Origin of the sequence: Cryptosporangium sp. NPDC051539 (assembly GCF_044454545.1) — a bacterium.
In the GTDB taxonomy this organism is placed as follows: domain Bacteria; phylum Actinomycetota; class Actinomycetes; order Mycobacteriales; family Cryptosporangiaceae; genus Cryptosporangium.
In genome coordinates, this window is sequence record NZ_JBITDV010000004.1 from 234,178 (window position 1) to 248,752 (window position 14,575).

General features: G+C 72.2%; 13 protein-coding genes. 5 read left to right on the plus strand and 8 right to left on the minus strand.

What is annotated here, in order from left to right; all coding sequences use genetic code 11:
• Positions 1-3: 3 nt before the first annotated feature.
• Positions 4-822 carry a hypothetical protein gene (locus tag ACIBZJ_RS14720; RefSeq protein ID WP_395929530.1) on the minus strand — a complete coding sequence of 273 codons (819 nt, stop codon included), beginning with the start codon at positions 820-822 and terminating at the stop codon, positions 4-6.
• 109 nt (positions 823-931) lie between these two features.
• Here ACIBZJ_RS14720 and ACIBZJ_RS14725 point away from each other — a divergent pair, with 109 nt between their 5' ends.
• Both ACIBZJ_RS14725 and ACIBZJ_RS14730 read left to right on the plus strand, forming a co-directional pair.
• Positions 932-2,002 carry a hypothetical protein gene (locus ACIBZJ_RS14725; RefSeq protein ID WP_395929532.1) on the plus strand — a complete coding sequence of 357 codons (1,071 nt, stop codon included), beginning with the start codon at positions 932-934 and terminating at the stop codon, positions 2,000-2,002.
• A 79-nt stretch (positions 2,003-2,081) separates the two neighbouring features.
• Positions 2,082-3,896, plus strand: coding sequence for a diguanylate cyclase domain-containing protein (locus tag ACIBZJ_RS14730; RefSeq protein WP_395929534.1), 1,815 nt, complete (start codon positions 2,082-2,084; stop codon positions 3,894-3,896).
• Here ACIBZJ_RS14730 and ACIBZJ_RS14735 read toward each other — a convergent pair.
• A complete protein-coding gene (locus ACIBZJ_RS14735) occupies positions 3,888-4,910 on the minus strand; it encodes an S-adenosylmethionine:tRNA ribosyltransferase-isomerase (protein WP_395929536.1) in 1,023 nt (340 codons plus the stop codon). The genes ACIBZJ_RS14730 and ACIBZJ_RS14735 overlap by 9 nt on opposite strands.
• Positions 4,911-4,924: 14 nt before the next feature.
• A complete protein-coding gene (locus tag ACIBZJ_RS14740; protein WP_395929538.1) occupies positions 4,925-5,629 on the minus strand; it encodes an SDR family NAD(P)-dependent oxidoreductase in 705 nt (234 codons plus the stop codon).
• 70 nt (positions 5,630-5,699) lie between these two features.
• Here ACIBZJ_RS14740 and soxR point away from each other — a divergent pair, with 70 nt between their 5' ends.
• Complete coding sequence (gene soxR, locus ACIBZJ_RS14745; RefSeq protein ID WP_395930224.1) at positions 5,700-6,146, plus strand: redox-sensitive transcriptional activator SoxR; 447 nt, start codon at positions 5,700-5,702, stop codon at positions 6,144-6,146.
• Between the two features lie 110 nt (positions 6,147-6,256).
• On the opposite strand, the gene ACIBZJ_RS14750 is transcribed toward soxR, so the two are convergent.
• Positions 6,257-7,093 (minus strand): alpha/beta fold hydrolase, encoded by an 837-nt coding sequence (locus ACIBZJ_RS14750; RefSeq protein WP_395929541.1) that lies wholly within the window; start codon positions 7,091-7,093, stop codon positions 6,257-6,259.
• A 68-nt stretch (positions 7,094-7,161) separates the two neighbouring features.
• On the opposite strand from ACIBZJ_RS14750, the gene ACIBZJ_RS14755 reads away from it, so the two are divergent.
• Positions 7,162-7,938 (plus strand): S-adenosyl-l-methionine hydroxide adenosyltransferase family protein, encoded by a 777-nt coding sequence (locus ACIBZJ_RS14755; RefSeq protein ID WP_395929543.1) that lies wholly within the window; start codon positions 7,162-7,164, stop codon positions 7,936-7,938.
• Positions 7,939-7,944: 6 nt separating this feature from the next.
• Here ACIBZJ_RS14755 and ACIBZJ_RS14760 read toward each other — a convergent pair whose 3' ends face one another.
• On the minus strand, positions 7,945-10,881 hold the full coding sequence (locus ACIBZJ_RS14760; RefSeq protein ID WP_395929545.1) for a PAS domain S-box protein: 2,937 nt from the start codon (positions 10,879-10,881) through the stop codon (positions 7,945-7,947).
• A gap of 145 nt (positions 10,882-11,026) precedes the next feature.
• Here ACIBZJ_RS14760 and ACIBZJ_RS14765 point away from each other — a divergent pair, with 145 nt between their 5' ends.
• Positions 11,027-11,461 (plus strand): CBS domain-containing protein, encoded by a 435-nt coding sequence (locus ACIBZJ_RS14765; RefSeq protein ID WP_395929547.1) that lies wholly within the window; start codon positions 11,027-11,029, stop codon positions 11,459-11,461.
• Between the two features lie 107 nt (positions 11,462-11,568).
• On the opposite strand, the gene ACIBZJ_RS14770 is transcribed toward ACIBZJ_RS14765, so the two are convergent.
• The 3 genes from ACIBZJ_RS14770 to ACIBZJ_RS14780 all read right to left on the minus strand — a co-directional run bounded on the left by ACIBZJ_RS14770 (position 11,569) and on the right by ACIBZJ_RS14780 (position 14,047).
• Positions 11,569-12,462, minus strand: coding sequence for a diguanylate cyclase domain-containing protein (locus tag ACIBZJ_RS14770; RefSeq protein ID WP_395929549.1), 894 nt, complete (start codon positions 12,460-12,462; stop codon positions 11,569-11,571).
• Between the two features lie 210 nt (positions 12,463-12,672).
• Positions 12,673-13,326 carry a DUF732 domain-containing protein gene (locus ACIBZJ_RS14775; protein WP_395929551.1) on the minus strand — a complete coding sequence of 218 codons (654 nt, stop codon included), beginning with the start codon at positions 13,324-13,326 and terminating at the stop codon, positions 12,673-12,675.
• Between the two features lie 79 nt (positions 13,327-13,405).
• Positions 13,406-14,047, minus strand: a complete 642-nt coding sequence (locus tag ACIBZJ_RS14780; RefSeq protein ID WP_395929553.1) for a M50 family metallopeptidase — start codon at positions 14,045-14,047, stop codon at positions 13,406-13,408.
• Positions 14,048-14,575: the final 528 nt, after the last annotated feature.

Consider the following 14,575-nt stretch of genomic DNA (forward strand, 5'->3'; position numbering starts at 1 on the left):
AACTCAGGCGAGCTTGCAGACCGACAACGCGGCGACGTCCAACTGGGGCCGCTCGGCGTGCCGACCGATCGAGATCTGGATACGGTCGATGGTGCTGGCTCGTTTGCCGGCGAGAGGGCCGAGGATCGCGTTCTGAACGAAGTTGGGACCTCCTTCACCAGCAGATGTCACGAGTCGGTTGTCGGCCTCGTTGATCTGCGTCTGCAGTAACGCCAGATTGCGCTCCACCTCCGCCTGTGCCTGGGCCGGGATCGCCGGCAGCTCGCTCTCCACGTCCGGGCACGAGATCTGCTGACCAGCAGCCTCGCTCCCGTTGTCCGCATCGCCTGCAGCCGGTGCTGAAGTTTCCGGCGCCGCGGGCGCCGTGGTCTCGGGCGCCGGTGCGGCGCCACCGTCCTTGTCGACGACACAGACCGACAGCTCGTCGGCAGGCAGGTCCGGCTTCGTGCCCTGGCGGCCGATCGAAATCGCGATCCGGTCGATCGTGGACTTTCGCTTGTCCGCGAGCGGGCCGAGGATCGCGTTCTGCACGAAGTTCTTTCCGCCTTGCCCGACCGTGGTCTCCAATCGGTTCTGCGCTTCCGAAATCTGCGTCTGCAGCAACGTCAGATTGCGGTCGACCTCGGCTTGCGCCGACGCCGGAATATCTGCGGGCAGCTGACTCTCGACGTCCGGGCAGGTAATCGTGCCGACCGACGACGAAGACGCCTCAGGCCGTTCACTCGCCGACGAGACACCCACCATCGCCGCGCCGGTCAGCGCGAGCGCGACACCACCGACAACCACGCCCAAAGTCCATCCTGACCGACCTTGTCGTCGCATTGCTTTCTCCTGAGTCCGGCGCACCCGGGTGGGCTTCGGAGGTGCCCACGCTTTCCAGAACGGCGCACCACGGCGGACGGTTCAGCACCCGGGAGGGAGAATTCAGAACATGCTCCGAACCTCCCGTGCCGCCGCACTCCTCGCGCTGGTCGTCGCCGTGCTGACGATCACTGCCGCCCCGGCGCAGGCCCACGGCGCCGACGCGAAGCCCGGCGCGAGCGATTACCGGTCGGCGATCACCGCGATCACCCCCGAGACCGAAGGCCTCACGATCCGCGTCGTCGAGAACGGCGCGCGTCTGGAGCTCCGCAACCACACCGATCAGGACGTCGTGGTCAGCGGGTACTCCGGCGAGCCCTACCTGAAGGTCACGCCGGCGGGCGTCTTCACGAACACCCGCTCACCGGCGACCTGGATCAACGCGACCGCCGACGGCACGAGCAAGGCACCGGCCTCCGCGCACGTCGACACCGCGGCCGAGCCGCAGTGGCAGAAGGTGGCCTCGACGCCGAAGATCCGCTGGCACGACCAGCGCAACCGCTGGGTGAGCGGCAGCCCGCCGCCGATCGTCGCCGCCGATCCCTCCTCGGCCCACCGGATCTCGACCTGGAAGATCGACCTGCTGGTCGCCGGTACCGCGACCGTCGTCACCGGCACGCTCGACTACGAGGCCCCACCGGCCACCCCGCTGTGGTGGGCCGGGGCCGGGCTCGTGGCCGCGGGCCTGTTCGCCCTCACCTACTTCCGGGGCGGACGTCCGGCCGCGCGCCGGATCGTGGCGGCGGCCCTGGGGGTGGCCGCGCTGGCCGAACTCACCGACGCCGTGGGCCGGACGCTCGTCGAGGGCGCGACCGGGATCGGGGTGCTGACCGCCCTGCTCACCGGGCAGGGCGTCGGGGTGCTGGTCGGGGTGGCGGCGCTGTCCGCCGCGGTGCTCGCGCTGGGGGGTGCGGACGCGGGGCCGTTCGCGGTCGCGTTCGCCGGCGCGTGCCTGGCGCTGCTGGGCGGGCTGCCCGACTACGACGTGTTCGCCCACGCCGTTGCGCCGGTGCCGTGGCCAGGGCCGGTCGCGCGGGTGTTGGCTGTCCTCGTCCTGGGCGGGAGCGTCGGCGCGGCGCTCAGCGCGTGGTGGTGGCTCCTGCGGGCGCGCCGGGCCGCGGCTGCACGAGCCGCGGCGTGACGACCGGGCGGCACGTCTCAACCAACGGAACCGTTGACCGATGGGAGGCTGAGGACCGCGAACAGGAGACGGTGTCGAGGTGAGCAGGCGCAACGCGGGAGCACCGGGTGCGGTCTACCGCGACCCGATGCTGTTCGGCGTCCTCGCGTTCGGCCTCCTCGTGGTCACCTGGCTGCTCGTCGACCCCGGGCACCCGACCTGGCGTACCCAGCTGGGCTGGGTCGCGCAGATGGCGTTCGACGTGTCCTTCACCGGCGTGGTGTTCCGGATCGCCCGCCGGCCGGCTTTGCCCCCGGCAGTGCGCCGGTTCTACCGAGTGATGACGTTCGCCGCCGCCTGTTTCGCGTTCGGTGACGTCTCGCAGGTCGTCGTGACCGTCGTCGACCCGGGGCCGGCCGCGGTGAACGGCGGGCCGGTGCAGATGGCCGCGTTCATCGTCGGGGCGCTCGCCGCGGTCGTCGTGCTGATGTTCTATCCGACCGCTATCGGCCGGGGCCGGGAACGGCTGCGGTTCTGGCTGGATGCGGCGACGGTGCTGGTCGGAGGCGCCGCGCTGGCCTGGGCGCTGGCCGCAGGACCCGACGTCGACGGAGCGACCGGGCTGATCGCGGCCGGTCTGGTGCTGCTCGCCACGTTCGCGGCGACCAAACTGCTGTACAGCCCGACCGCACCGCTGAGCCGGACGGCCGCGCTGCCCTGCGTGGCGGCCGCCGCGCTGCAGGGCGTCGGAATCTTCCTCACCGGCGTGCTGCAGACCGGGCAACACCTCGGGGTCGCGCTCTCGCTGCAGGTGCTGGCGACGCTGTCGATCCTCTGCGGCTTCCGGATGCAGGAGCTCGAGGTACAGCACGGCCGCCCGTGGCCGGTCCGGGACGTCCGGCGCTCGCGCAACGCGTTGCCGTACATCGCGACGATCGCCGCGGTGCTCACGCTCGGCGTGGTGCTGCCCGCGAGCGCCGGGCCCAAGGCCTGGGGCGTTCTGCTGGCCGTGCTGGTGATCAGCCTGCTCGTGACCGTGCGGCAGGTGGACGCGTTCTCGCAGCTCGGCGAGAACGAGCGGTGGTACCGGTCGCTGCTGCAGCACTCGACCGACATCACGCTGGTGCTGAACGCCGACGGGCGGATCCGGTTCGCGAGCCCGGCCGTCGAGCGCGTGCTGGGGATCCCGTTCTCGCAGGTGGTGGGCAAGCCGCTGGACGAACTGGTGCACCCGGACGACCGGGACGCGGCCCGGGCGGCGTTCGCCGAGCTGTCGTCCCGCCCGGGCGGGACGACCACGGTCTCGGCCCGGTACCGGCATGCGGACGGCGGCTGGCGCTGGCTGGACGGTGCGAGCACGAACCTGCTCGAAACGCCGGGCGTCAACGGGGTCGTGTGCAACGCCCGTGACGTCACCGAGGCCCGGCGTTTCCGCGACCAGCTGCAGCACGAAGCCACGCACGACCCGCTCACCGGTCTGCCGAACCGGGCCCTGTTCACCGAGCGCCTGAACGCGGCCGCCGCCGGGCAGTGCGCGCTGCTCCTCGTCGATCTGGACGACTTCAAGCCGGTCAACGACGTTTACGGTCACCCGGCCGGCGACGACGTGCTGGTCGAGGTGGCGGCGCGGCTGCGCAGCAGCAGCCGCGCCGGAGACACCCCGGCGCGGCTGGGCGGGGACGAGTTCGCGGTGGTGCTGCCGCGGGCGACGCGGGCCGACGCGGAGGTGGTCGTGGAGCGGTTCCGGGACCTGCTGCGGGAACCGATCGACGCCGCCGGGCATCGGCTGACGATCGGATCGAGCGTCGGGATCGGGGTCGGCCGCGGGCTGGGCTCGGAGGCGCTGCTGAGCGTCGCCGACCAGGCGATGTACGAGGTGAAGAAGTCCGCACGGGGCACCCGGGTGTCACGGTAGGAGCAGGCAACTGTCGCCGAACTCGTGCCAGCGGTAGTGCTCGGCGACCGCGGCCCGGTAGGCCGACTGGACCAGGTCCGGGCCGGCGACCGCCTCGAGCAGCAGCAGGTGCGACGCGTCCGGCGTGTGCCACCCGGTGACCAGGCCGGTCACGACCCGGGCCGGATGATCGGGCCCGATCACGAGGTCGGTCCAGCCCTCGGCCGCGGTCACCCGGCCGGAGGAATCGACGGCGCTCTCCAGCGCGCGGGTGACCGTCGTACCGACCGCGACGATCCGGCCGCCGGTCCGGCGGGCCAGTTCGACCTGGCGCGCGGTGGTCTCCGGCACCCGGAACCGTTCGGTCTGCGGTGGTTCTCCGGTCTCCTGGGACGAGACCCCGGTGTGCAACCGCACCGGGGCGACGCCGACGCCTCGGGTGACCAGGTCGGTCACCAGGCGATCACTGAACGGACGCCCGGCGCTGGCCATCTCGGCGCTGCCCGGATCGCGGGCGAACACCGGCTGGTAGTCGGTCAGGGGCCAGCGTCCGCGCAGGTAGCCGTAGGTGATCGGACGACCGTGGCGGCTCAGCCAGGCTTCGACCGGGCCTTCCAGCGCGACGTCGGCGGACCAGAGCCGGACGCCGTCGGCGTGGGCGCCGGCGGGCTCGCGGAGCCGGAGCCAGGCGCCGTCCGGCAACGCGACGCGTTCGCCCACCGCGGCGGAGAGGACCGGCCCGGAGGCGTCCGGAGCCCGCAGTTCGACGATCCAGGCGCTCGCCGACCGGGCCGGGGACGAGAAGTGGACGACGACCGGGGTGCCGTCGGCGCGACGGGCGTCGACCGCGGCCGGCAGCGTCGCCGAGGTGTTCACCACGACCAGGTCACCGGGCGCCAGGAAGTCGGGCAGGGCGGCGAACCGGGTGGAGGTCAGCCCGTGCGGCGAGGCGACGAGCAGCCGCACCCCGTCCCGGGCCAGACCGGACGCTTCCGGCGGCGAGGTCGCCTCGGCGTCCGGGGGCAGACTGAACACCGTCCGGGGGCTCCTCACGCTCCCGCCCCGGTCAGCAGGTCCGACGCCCGGTACCGCCCGCTCGGCGGACGCTCACCGATCAGCCGCAGCAGCGCGGGCACCACCGTCTCCGGTTCCGGACGGTCGGAGATGTCGTCTCCCGGGAACGCCTCCTGGTGCATCGCGGTCCGCATGTCCCCCGGGTCGAACGCGTACACCCGGACGTCGGAGCACTCGACCGCGAGCACCGCGCTGAGGTGGTCGAGCGCCGCCTTGCTGGCGCCGTAGCCGCCCCAGTTCGGGTACGCCTCGACGGCGGCGTCCGAGCTGAGGTTGACGACCGTGCCCCGGGCGTCGACGAGCGAGGGCAGCAGGAGCTGGGTCAGGCCGAGCGGGGCGAGGACGTTGACCGCGAGGACGCCTGCGAAGGCGTCCAGCCGGTACTCCGGCAGTGTCGGCATCGGGCCGAGTGCGCTCGCGTTGTTGACCAGCAGGTCCAGCGAGCCGAGCGGGCCGGCGACGCGGGCGAGCACCGCGCGGTGCTGGGGGTCGGAGACGTCGCCGGGCACGGCCAGGACCTGGGTTCCGGGGCCGCCGCGGCTCCGGAGTTCGGCGACGGTCCGGTCGAGGGCGATCGGGTCGCGGCCGTCGACGACGAGGTCCCAGCCGAGGGATGCGAGCGCGAGCGCGCTGGCGCGGCCGAAGCCGCGGGACGCGCCGGTGATGAGTGCGTTGGGCATGCCGGTACGGTAAAAAGTGAAGTTGACTTCAGGTCAAGCTTTTGGAGGACCGTTGTCCGACCTCTTGACGATGGGCGAGGTGTCGCACCGCAGTGGGCACGCCCCCTCGGCGCTGCGGTACTACGAGCGGGTCGGGTTGCTCGACACGACCAGAACCACCGGGAATCAACGGCGGTACCACCGGTCGGTGCTGCGGCGGCTGGCGTTCATCCGGGCGGCGCGGCACGTCGGGCTGAGCCTGGAGGAGATCCGGGACGCGCTGGCGGCGCTGCCCGCCGGGCGCACGCCGACGCGGGCCGACTGGACGCGGCTGTCGCGGAACTGGCGGAGCCGGCTGGACGATCAGATCACCGCGCTGATGGCACTGCGGGACGGGCTGGACTCGTGCATCGGGTGCGGGTGCCTCTCGCTGCAGCGCTGCCGGCTGTCCAACCCGGACGACCGGGCCGCACCGGCCGGCCCAGGAGCCGTCTACCTCCCGAGAATCCTCCGCGAGCCCCTCGAGTCCGAGGCCTGAACCCCGTCTGCTGGGCCGGTGTGCTGAGCCCCGAGGCGTGAACGCCGAGCCGGCGCCGAAGGGCGGCCCCACCGGAGGGCGGGGCCGCCCTTACCCCTCCACGGCGGGCTCTACTTCGCCAGGAACCGCACCAGCGCCTGGTTCCACTCGTCGGCGTGGCTCACGTTGACGCCGTGGGGCCCGCCGGCGATCAGGTGCACTGAGCCCTGGGGCACGGCCTGAAGTGTGCGCTGACCGGAGCCCTCGTACGGCACGGTCGCGTCCGCGTCGCCGTGAAGCACCAGCGCGGGCACCGACACTTTCGGGAGATCCTCCCGGAAATCGGTGTTCCCCCACGACGTCATGCTCTCCAGCGCCGCGGTCTTGCTGGCCTGAGCGGTCAGCGCCAGCGCTTCCTGACGCTGCGCCTCGGTCACCGCCAGTACCCCGTTCGCCGAGAAGAAGTCGGTGATGAACCGGTCGTAGAACTTGTCCTGGTTCGCCGCCAGCCCGCTGCTGAGTTTCAGCGCCTCGGAGCGCGGCAGCGGCCCGTCCGGGTTGTCGGACGTCTTGGCCAGGTACGGCGGCACCGCCGACGCGAACACCACGCTGTGCACCCGCTCCGACCCGTACTTCGTGAAGTACCGCGCGACCTCTCCCCCACCCATCGAGAACCCGACGAGCGTGACGTCGCGCAGATCCAGCGCCTCGAGCACCGTGTGGAGGTCTTCGGTGAGCGTGTCGTACCCGTAGCCGGTCAGCGTCTTGTCGCTGCGCCCGAACCCGCGCCGGTCGTACGTCACGGCCCGGTACCCGGCCGCGGTCACCGCCGGGACGTTCCCCGCGAACGCCTCCCCGGACAACGGCCAGCCGTGCAGCAGCACCACCGGACGACCCGGTCCGCCGTAATCGTCGACGTGGAGCTTGGTGTCCTTGAAAATCCCGTGGTGCGCGGTCACGTCAGCCATGGGCGGTGAGGTACCCGGGAAACACCCGTGCATGCGCCCGCCGATCGGGGGCGTGCGAGAGTCCTCGCGTGCGGCACATCTCGTTCACCACGGACTACGGCCTGTCCGATGCGTTCGTCGCGGTCTGCCACGGCGTCGCACTGCGCGCGGCGCCGGGCGTCCGCATCATCGACGTCACCCACCTCGTGCCGTTGGCCGACGTTCGACGCGGAGCGTCGGTTCTGGCCGACGCGGTGCCGTACCTGCCGGAGGGGACCGTGCACGTCGGGGTCGTCGATCCCGGGGTGGGCACGGCCCGGCGGGCGATCGCGGCCGAGACGGCGGGCGGGCTGTTCGTCGGGCCCGACAACGGGTTGCTGCTGCCCGCGGCCGACGCACTCGGCGGAGTGACCGCGGCGGTCGAGTTGCTCGACGAGACGACCGCGCGGACGTTCCACGGCCGCGACCTCTTCATGCCCGCGGCGGCGCGGCTGGCGACCGGTGCCCGGCTCGCCGAGCTCGGGCCGGCGGTGGATCCGGGGTCGCTCACCCGCCTGGCGGTGTTCAGCACCGAGGCCGGAGAGGCCTGGCTCGAGACCGAGGTCCGGTCCGTCGACCGGTTCGGCTCGCTGCAACTGGCCGCCACGGCGACCGACCTGGCCCCACTCGGCTCTCCCGTCTTTCTTACGGACGCCGATCAGCAGCCGATCGTCGTGCCTCGCGGAGACACGTTCGGCGACGTGCCGCCCGGGGAGCTGATCCTGCTGATCGACTCGACCGGGCGGGCCGCGATCTCGGTGAACCAGGGCAGCGCGGCCGAGCGTCTCGGGCTCGGTGCGGGTGCGGTCGTCCGCCTGGAGTCCTAGCGGGTCTCAGCCACCGACCGGGACCGTGGAGTGCGCCGGAAGCGTCACGGTCATCGTGGTGCCCTCACCCACGGCCGAGACCGCGCTGATCCGTCCGCCGTGGCGCTCGACGATCGTCTTGGCGATCGACAGCCCCAGGCCGGTGCCCTGGATCGCCTCGTCCATCGCGTTCGACGACTTGAAGAACCGGTCGAACAGGCGGTCCTGCTCGTCGTCCGGTACGCCGATGCCGGTGTCGCGGATCGTGACGACGACCTCGTGATCCTGCCGTCGCCCGCTGACCGTGACCGCGCCGCCCTCCGGGGTGAACTTCACCGCGTTCGTGAGCAGGTTGAGAAGCACCCGGTCGAGGTTCCCGGCATCGCCGCGGACGACGCCGAGATCCTCCGGGACGTCGGATTCCAGCGTCAGGCCGCGGCCCGCCGCGAGCGGTGTCACCGTGGCGACGGCCGCGGTGAGCAGCCGGCCGAGGTCGACGTCGTCCTGTTTGATCCGGAAGGCGCCCGCATCGATGCGGGACAGCATCATCAGGTCTTCGACCAGCAGCAACAGGCGCTGGGCGTTGCGGTGAGCGACCTCGACCATCTTCGCCTGCTCGCTCGTGATCGGGCCGACGTCACCGTCCAGCAGCACCTCGAGATACCCGGAGAGGCTGGTCAGCGGCGTCCGGAGCTCGTGCGACACGGTCGAGACCAGGTCGGTGCGGACCTGGTCGATCTCGCGGAGGTGACCGGCCGCCTCGCGCTCGGACGCGACCGCGTCCCGGAGCGCCTGCTCGAGCTTCTTCCGGGCGGTGATGTCGGAGAACGTCACCACCGCGCCCTCGGTCGTGCCGTCCCGGTGCAGCGGCGCCGCCACGTACTCGACCGGCACCGACGAGCCGTCGCGACGCCAGAAGACCTCGGTGTCGACGCGGTTGGTGCTGCCCTCCCGGATCGTCCGGTGGATCGGGCAGTCCTCGACCGGGTAGAACGCCCCGTCCGCGCGCCGGTGGTGCATGACCTCGTGCGCGTGCCGCCCGAGGAGCTCGTCGACGGTCCAGCCGAGCGACTGGGCGGCGTGCGCGTTGACGAACGTGATGCGCCCGTCCAGGTCGAGGCCGTAGATGCCCTCCCCGGAACAGTCGACGTACTGCTTGAACCGGTTCGCCAGGCGGGCCCGCTCGCGCTCCAGCCGGTGCGCCTCGGTGAGGTCGAACGCGATGCCGATGTGCCCCTGGACGGTGCCGTCGTCGCCACGCAGGGACGTGACGGTGAGGAGGACCGGGACCTTGTAGCCGTCGGCCCGGAGGTAGGTCCACTCGCGGGTGCTCGGCAGACCGTCGCCGAGCAGCGTGGGGAACACGTCTTCCCGGCCGTCGACGCCCAGCTCCCAGGCCACCGCGGTCAGCTCGTCGGGGTCGTGCAGCACGCTGAGGACGTTCTTGCCGATCACCTCCTCGGCCCGGTAGCCGAGCATGCGGTGCGCACCCTCGTTGAAGACCGTGAGGACGCCGGACTCGTCGCAGCCGATGATCGCGCACTCGGTGGCGCCCCGCAGGACGCCTTCGAGCAGGTCGTTCGTCCGGCGGATCTCGACCTCGGCGCGGCGCCGCTCGGTGACGTCGCGGAGGATCGCGGTGGCGAACACCCCACGCGGGCTGTCCCAGGTCGAGACCGACGCCTCGACGTGCAGCACGGTGCCGTCGGCGCGGGTGGCGTCGAGCTCGAGGGTGGGGTCGGGGTGCGGGCCGGGCAGGTCCGTGCGCTTGATCAGCGCGTCCAGGCCACCGGGGAGGACCCGGTCGAGCGGCGCGCCGAGGATCGCCGCGGGTTCGAGGCCGAACATGTGGGCGGCGCCGCGGTTCCAGGCCGTCACGTTGCCCTGGGCGTCGACCGTGACGATCGCGTCGGTGGCGGTGTCGGTGACCGAGCGGAGCTCGGCGGTCATCGAGACCGCGAGCGCGCGGGCCAGGTCTCGGCCCGCGGTCAGCGCGAGGAGCAGCGCGCCGCAGAGCAGCGCGAGAGCAGCACCGCCGAGCGCGAGCGCGAGCGGCCCGTACCGGGCGACCGGGCCGAGGTCGGGCCGGGCGTCGAACCGGACCAGCCACCGCCGCCCCTCCATCGAGAGCGTGACGCTCTCGGAACCGGCCGGTGCGGCCCGCCGGCCGTACAACGCGACGCCGGAGTCCTGCAGCCAGAGGTGGCCGGCATCCGGGCCCAGCGCGGCGCGGATCAGGTCGCCCAGGCGGAACGCGGCGTAGACGACCCCGGTGAACGCCGCCCGGCGCTCGCCGACCGTGGCCGGCGTGGTCGCCGTCGAGTAGACCGGCACCATCATCAGCGCGCCGCGCTGCCGGCCGGTCTCCTGCACCAGCGTCACCGGCGCGGTGAGCCGGGGAACGCCCTGGTCACGGGCCGCGAGCACGGCGGCGCGGCGCCGGGGTTCACTGAGGAAGTCGAACCCGAGCGCGGCCTGGTTGCCGCCGACCGGGTCGAGGTAGGTGATCGGCAGGGTTTCCCCGGCGGACTCGGGGTGGATCCGCAACCGCGGGTAGCCGAGGCCCACCCGGGCCGCGTCGGCCTCCGCCCCCGCCGTGAACACCGCCGACCGCCCGGGGGCCACCAGCTGCGCCGCACCGATCACCTGGATCCCGGGGTACCGGTCGCGCACCGCGGCCGCGTCCGCGAACCGGCGGTAGTCGGTCCGGCCCGGCCAGCCGTCGGTCCGGATCCAGGCCGCGACCCCGCGCAGCGCTTCCACGTAGTGATCGACCTGGCGTTCGAGCTTGCCGGCGGCGGCCGCGGTCTGGGAGCGGGCCTCCTGGTCACGGGTGCGGTTGCTCAGGTGCGCGGCGAACAGCGACGAGGCCACCGCGACCGCGAGGACGACCCCGGACGTGAGCACGGCAGCGCGCCAGCGGCCGACGCGTAGTCGCGTCCGCAGGCCACGCCCCTCCTCCATACGGGCACAATACCCGCATATACGGGCATAAGTTGTTTAGGCCGGACGGCTTACCGAAGGGGCGATCCATACCCCTTGACGTGAGAAGTCGCGAATTGGAACTCTGGACCCGACACCCACCAACCTGCGTTGGGAGCGATGTCCGATGCTGATCAACAATGTTCTTCGCAGCAAGTCCAGTGGTGACTCGGTGGCGACCGTCCGTCCGGAGGAAACCGTCCGCGGGCTGCTGGCTCAGCTCGCGGAGCACAACTTCGGGGCGCTCGTCGTCTCGAACGACGGCGAGACGATCGCCGGGATCGTGTCCGAACGCGACATCGTGCGGCGGTTGCACGAGCACGGCGCCGCGCTCCTGGAACAGACCGTCTCGTCGATCATGACCGTCGACGTCTACACGTGCCGGAGCACCGACGACGTCGCACGCGTCCGCCAGACGATGACCGACCGGCGCATCCGGCACCTCCCGGTGGTCGACGAGGGCCGGCTCGTCGGCCTGGTGAGCATCGGCGACGTGGTGAAGTCGACGATCGCCGAGCTGGAGACGGAGAAAGAGCAGCTAGTCGGCTACATCACGAGCTAGGACGGGGCGGCCGCGGCGGTGGCGCTTCGATTCGTACATGGCGACGTCGGCGCGGTCGATCAGGACGTCCGCGTCGACGTCGGTGGCTGACCAGGCTGGCTTCGGCGTCAGCTCGGTACCGGCCGGTTCAGCGGCGTCTGGACGGCGTCCGCGAGCCGCTGGGCCACGCCGGCGGCGTCGTCCCGGCCGCGCTCGTCGTTGATCTCCTTGAAGTGATCGATGTCGAAGAACACCACGGAGGTCCCCGACTCCCCGGTGGCCAGCGCTTCCCCGAGCGCGTCGAGGATCGCGGCCCGGTTGAGGCACTGCGTCAGCGCGTCGTAGGTCGCCCGGCGGCGCAGTTCGTCCCGCAGCCGGGCGTCCTCGGTGACGTCGGTGACGCTCACGACGGCGCCGGTCACGTCGTCCGAAGGGCCGTGGATCGGCCGGAGCCGCAGATGGCAGCGGCGGGCCCGGCGCGTCCAGACCTCCAGGTCGACGGCCTCGCCGTCGAGCACGGCGGTGAGCGCGGCGGTGAGCGCGGCCTCCAGCGCCGGACGGTCGACCGGCAGGACCGAGCTCAGTTGCGCGTCGACCGTGGTGGCGCGGGGCGAACCGAGCAGCGCGATCGCCCGGACGTCGAGCACCTCGGCCGGCTCCCAGCCGAGGATGCGCGTGAACGCGGGATCCACCTCGACGAACCGGGAGGTCGAGTCCTTCCGTACCGCCGCACGTCGGGGCTGGTAATGACGGGTGACCGAAGGTCCGTCGCTGCGGCGGGCGGAGCCGGCCAGCACCCCGATCATCACGCCGTGCGACTCGGACACGTCGACGAGATGCAGCCGGGTGTCGGCGTCCGGGTCGTCGACGAGGTTGATGTCGGTGCTGGCCGCGCCGTGTTCCTTGGCCCGGCGCCAGGCGTCGATCACCCGCACCATGTCGGGCTGCGCGATGATCTCCAGCGGCGAGACGTGGCCACTCAGCGTGCGGTGGGTCGGGCCGAGTTCGATCGAGTCCGGCAACGGGACGAGCAGGCCGTTCTCGGCGAGGGGCCACGACCTCGGCGTCCGACGCCTGTTCGAGCAGGTAGCGGAGAACACCGGCCCGGGCGGCGGCATCGAGCGGGTCGCCGCCGTCCGTCGTCATGCCAGCCCCATCGGCACGCGGGCTACCCGCCTGAGACGCGCGAAAGGCGCGCCGGTGACCGGCGCGCCTTTCGCGGTGGTGCGAGGTCAGGCGATCGTGACCTTCGTGCGGAGCGTGGGGCAGAGGTTCTTGGTGGCGGCGTTCAGGACGCTGAGGGCGGCCTGGCGAGGCTTGGTCGGGTTCTGCTCGGCGACCAGCCACTGCGTGACGTCCATCATGACCCGGGCCTGGTCGTAGTCGGCCAGCTCGCCGCAGGTCTCCTCACCGAGCTGCACCATCTTCGGCTGGTAGCCGACCACGTGGTAGACCTCGTTCGAGAGCGAGACCAGGTACTTGGTGTAGCGCAGGTCGGGGTCGTCGCAGTTCCGTCCCGCGTAGTAGGTCTTCGGCAGCGACGGGTCCGGTACGCAGGTGTTGGTGACCGTCGCCATGAACGGGCGGACGGTGGCGGCCGGGTCGGCGGTGGTGGCCGTCGCGCCGGGGGTGGCGGTTCCGGTGGCCGTGGTGCTGGTGCCGGCGGTGGTGCTGCCGGTGCCGGCGCTGGTGGTTGCGGTCGGTGCTGTGGTCGGTTTGGCGGTCGGCTCGGCGGCCTTGGCCGGCGATCCGCCGGTCAGCGCGCCGAACGCGGTCTTCAGGCCCTTCGGCGCGGCGATCTCGGCCGCGCTGGCACCCCAGACGACCAGGCCGACGATGGCAGCGACGGCCAGTAGCCGCAATCCGAAATTGACTCGGTATCCCATGACGTTTTCCCCTCCGATGACGTGCTCACCGGAACAGACCGCCGAAGACCCGTCCTGATACGCGTGTGACCGGCGCCACTCAGTCCGTCAGCAGCATCCGCCCGCCGACGAGCAGCGCGATCGCGGCCAGCACCAGGTGCAGGAACGCCCAGATCGTCGCCGGGACCCAGGTGATCTTGCGCAGGATCGTGTGGTCGGACCGCACCGAGAGCGTCCTCACGTCCTCGAACCCGACCACGAGCAGCGACCAGACGAGGAGGTACGCCACCGCCGTCTGGATCCACACCGAGGCCGACCACGCCACGATCAGCAGGAGTCCGGCGAGGGTGGCCATCGCGAACAGCCCGTACGGGTTCACGGTCTTCCACAGCAGTGCGCCCAGCAGCACGATCGTCAGCCAGAGCGCCGCCACCGGGTGGTCGTGATCGAGGAAGGCCGCCCCGAGCAGCCCGAACGACGACGGGCCGACGTATCCGACGAACCCGGTCAGCAGGCTGCCGAACCAGTCGGCCTTGACCAGCGTCTCGCCGCTACGGCTGTTGATCGTGACGCTGACCACGGTGCCGGTCCAGTCGCCCATCATCGCGTGGGCACCCTCGTGGCCGGCGAGCATCAGCCACCGGAGGAGAACCGAGGTGCCGACCAGGCCGACCGCCACCAGCGCGGTACACACGATCAGCCAGAGCGGCGCGGCGGGCTGTGGCTGCGCGATGTGGGTCATTACCTCTTCGAGGTGTGACGGTGGTGCTGCAACGGACGTCCCCATGGCTGCCCCCCGGGCACGGCGTGCCCGGCCTCGGCGGCCGGTTCCCCCACGCCAGGGGGACGAGGCTCTACCTGCCCCGCTGCCTCCGCGACCCCCGAACGGTGCTCATGACCACTCGCGTTCGCTCGGTCACCGGGAGTCAGAGGCGCTGGGCCGACAACCGGGCGCTTGATGGCCGAGAGAAGGACATTCCGCGCCGTGGTGAGCAGCGCGGGTCTGATCGGCGTAGTGCCGTCCGCGGCCCGCGGCGATCGGAGTGGTGCCGTCCGCGGCCCGCGGCGAATCGCGAGCGGCACCGGACCAGCCCGGAAGGCCCGCAGCACGGGCACGCAGCACGGAGGCGCGGAGCACGGGGGCGCGCACCACAGCCGCGCGGGGCGGAGGCGCGGAGGCGCGGAGGCGCGGAGGCGCGGAGGCGCGGAGGCGCGGAGGCGCGGAGGCGCGGAGGCGCGGAGGCGCGGAGGCGCGGAGGCGCGGAGGCGC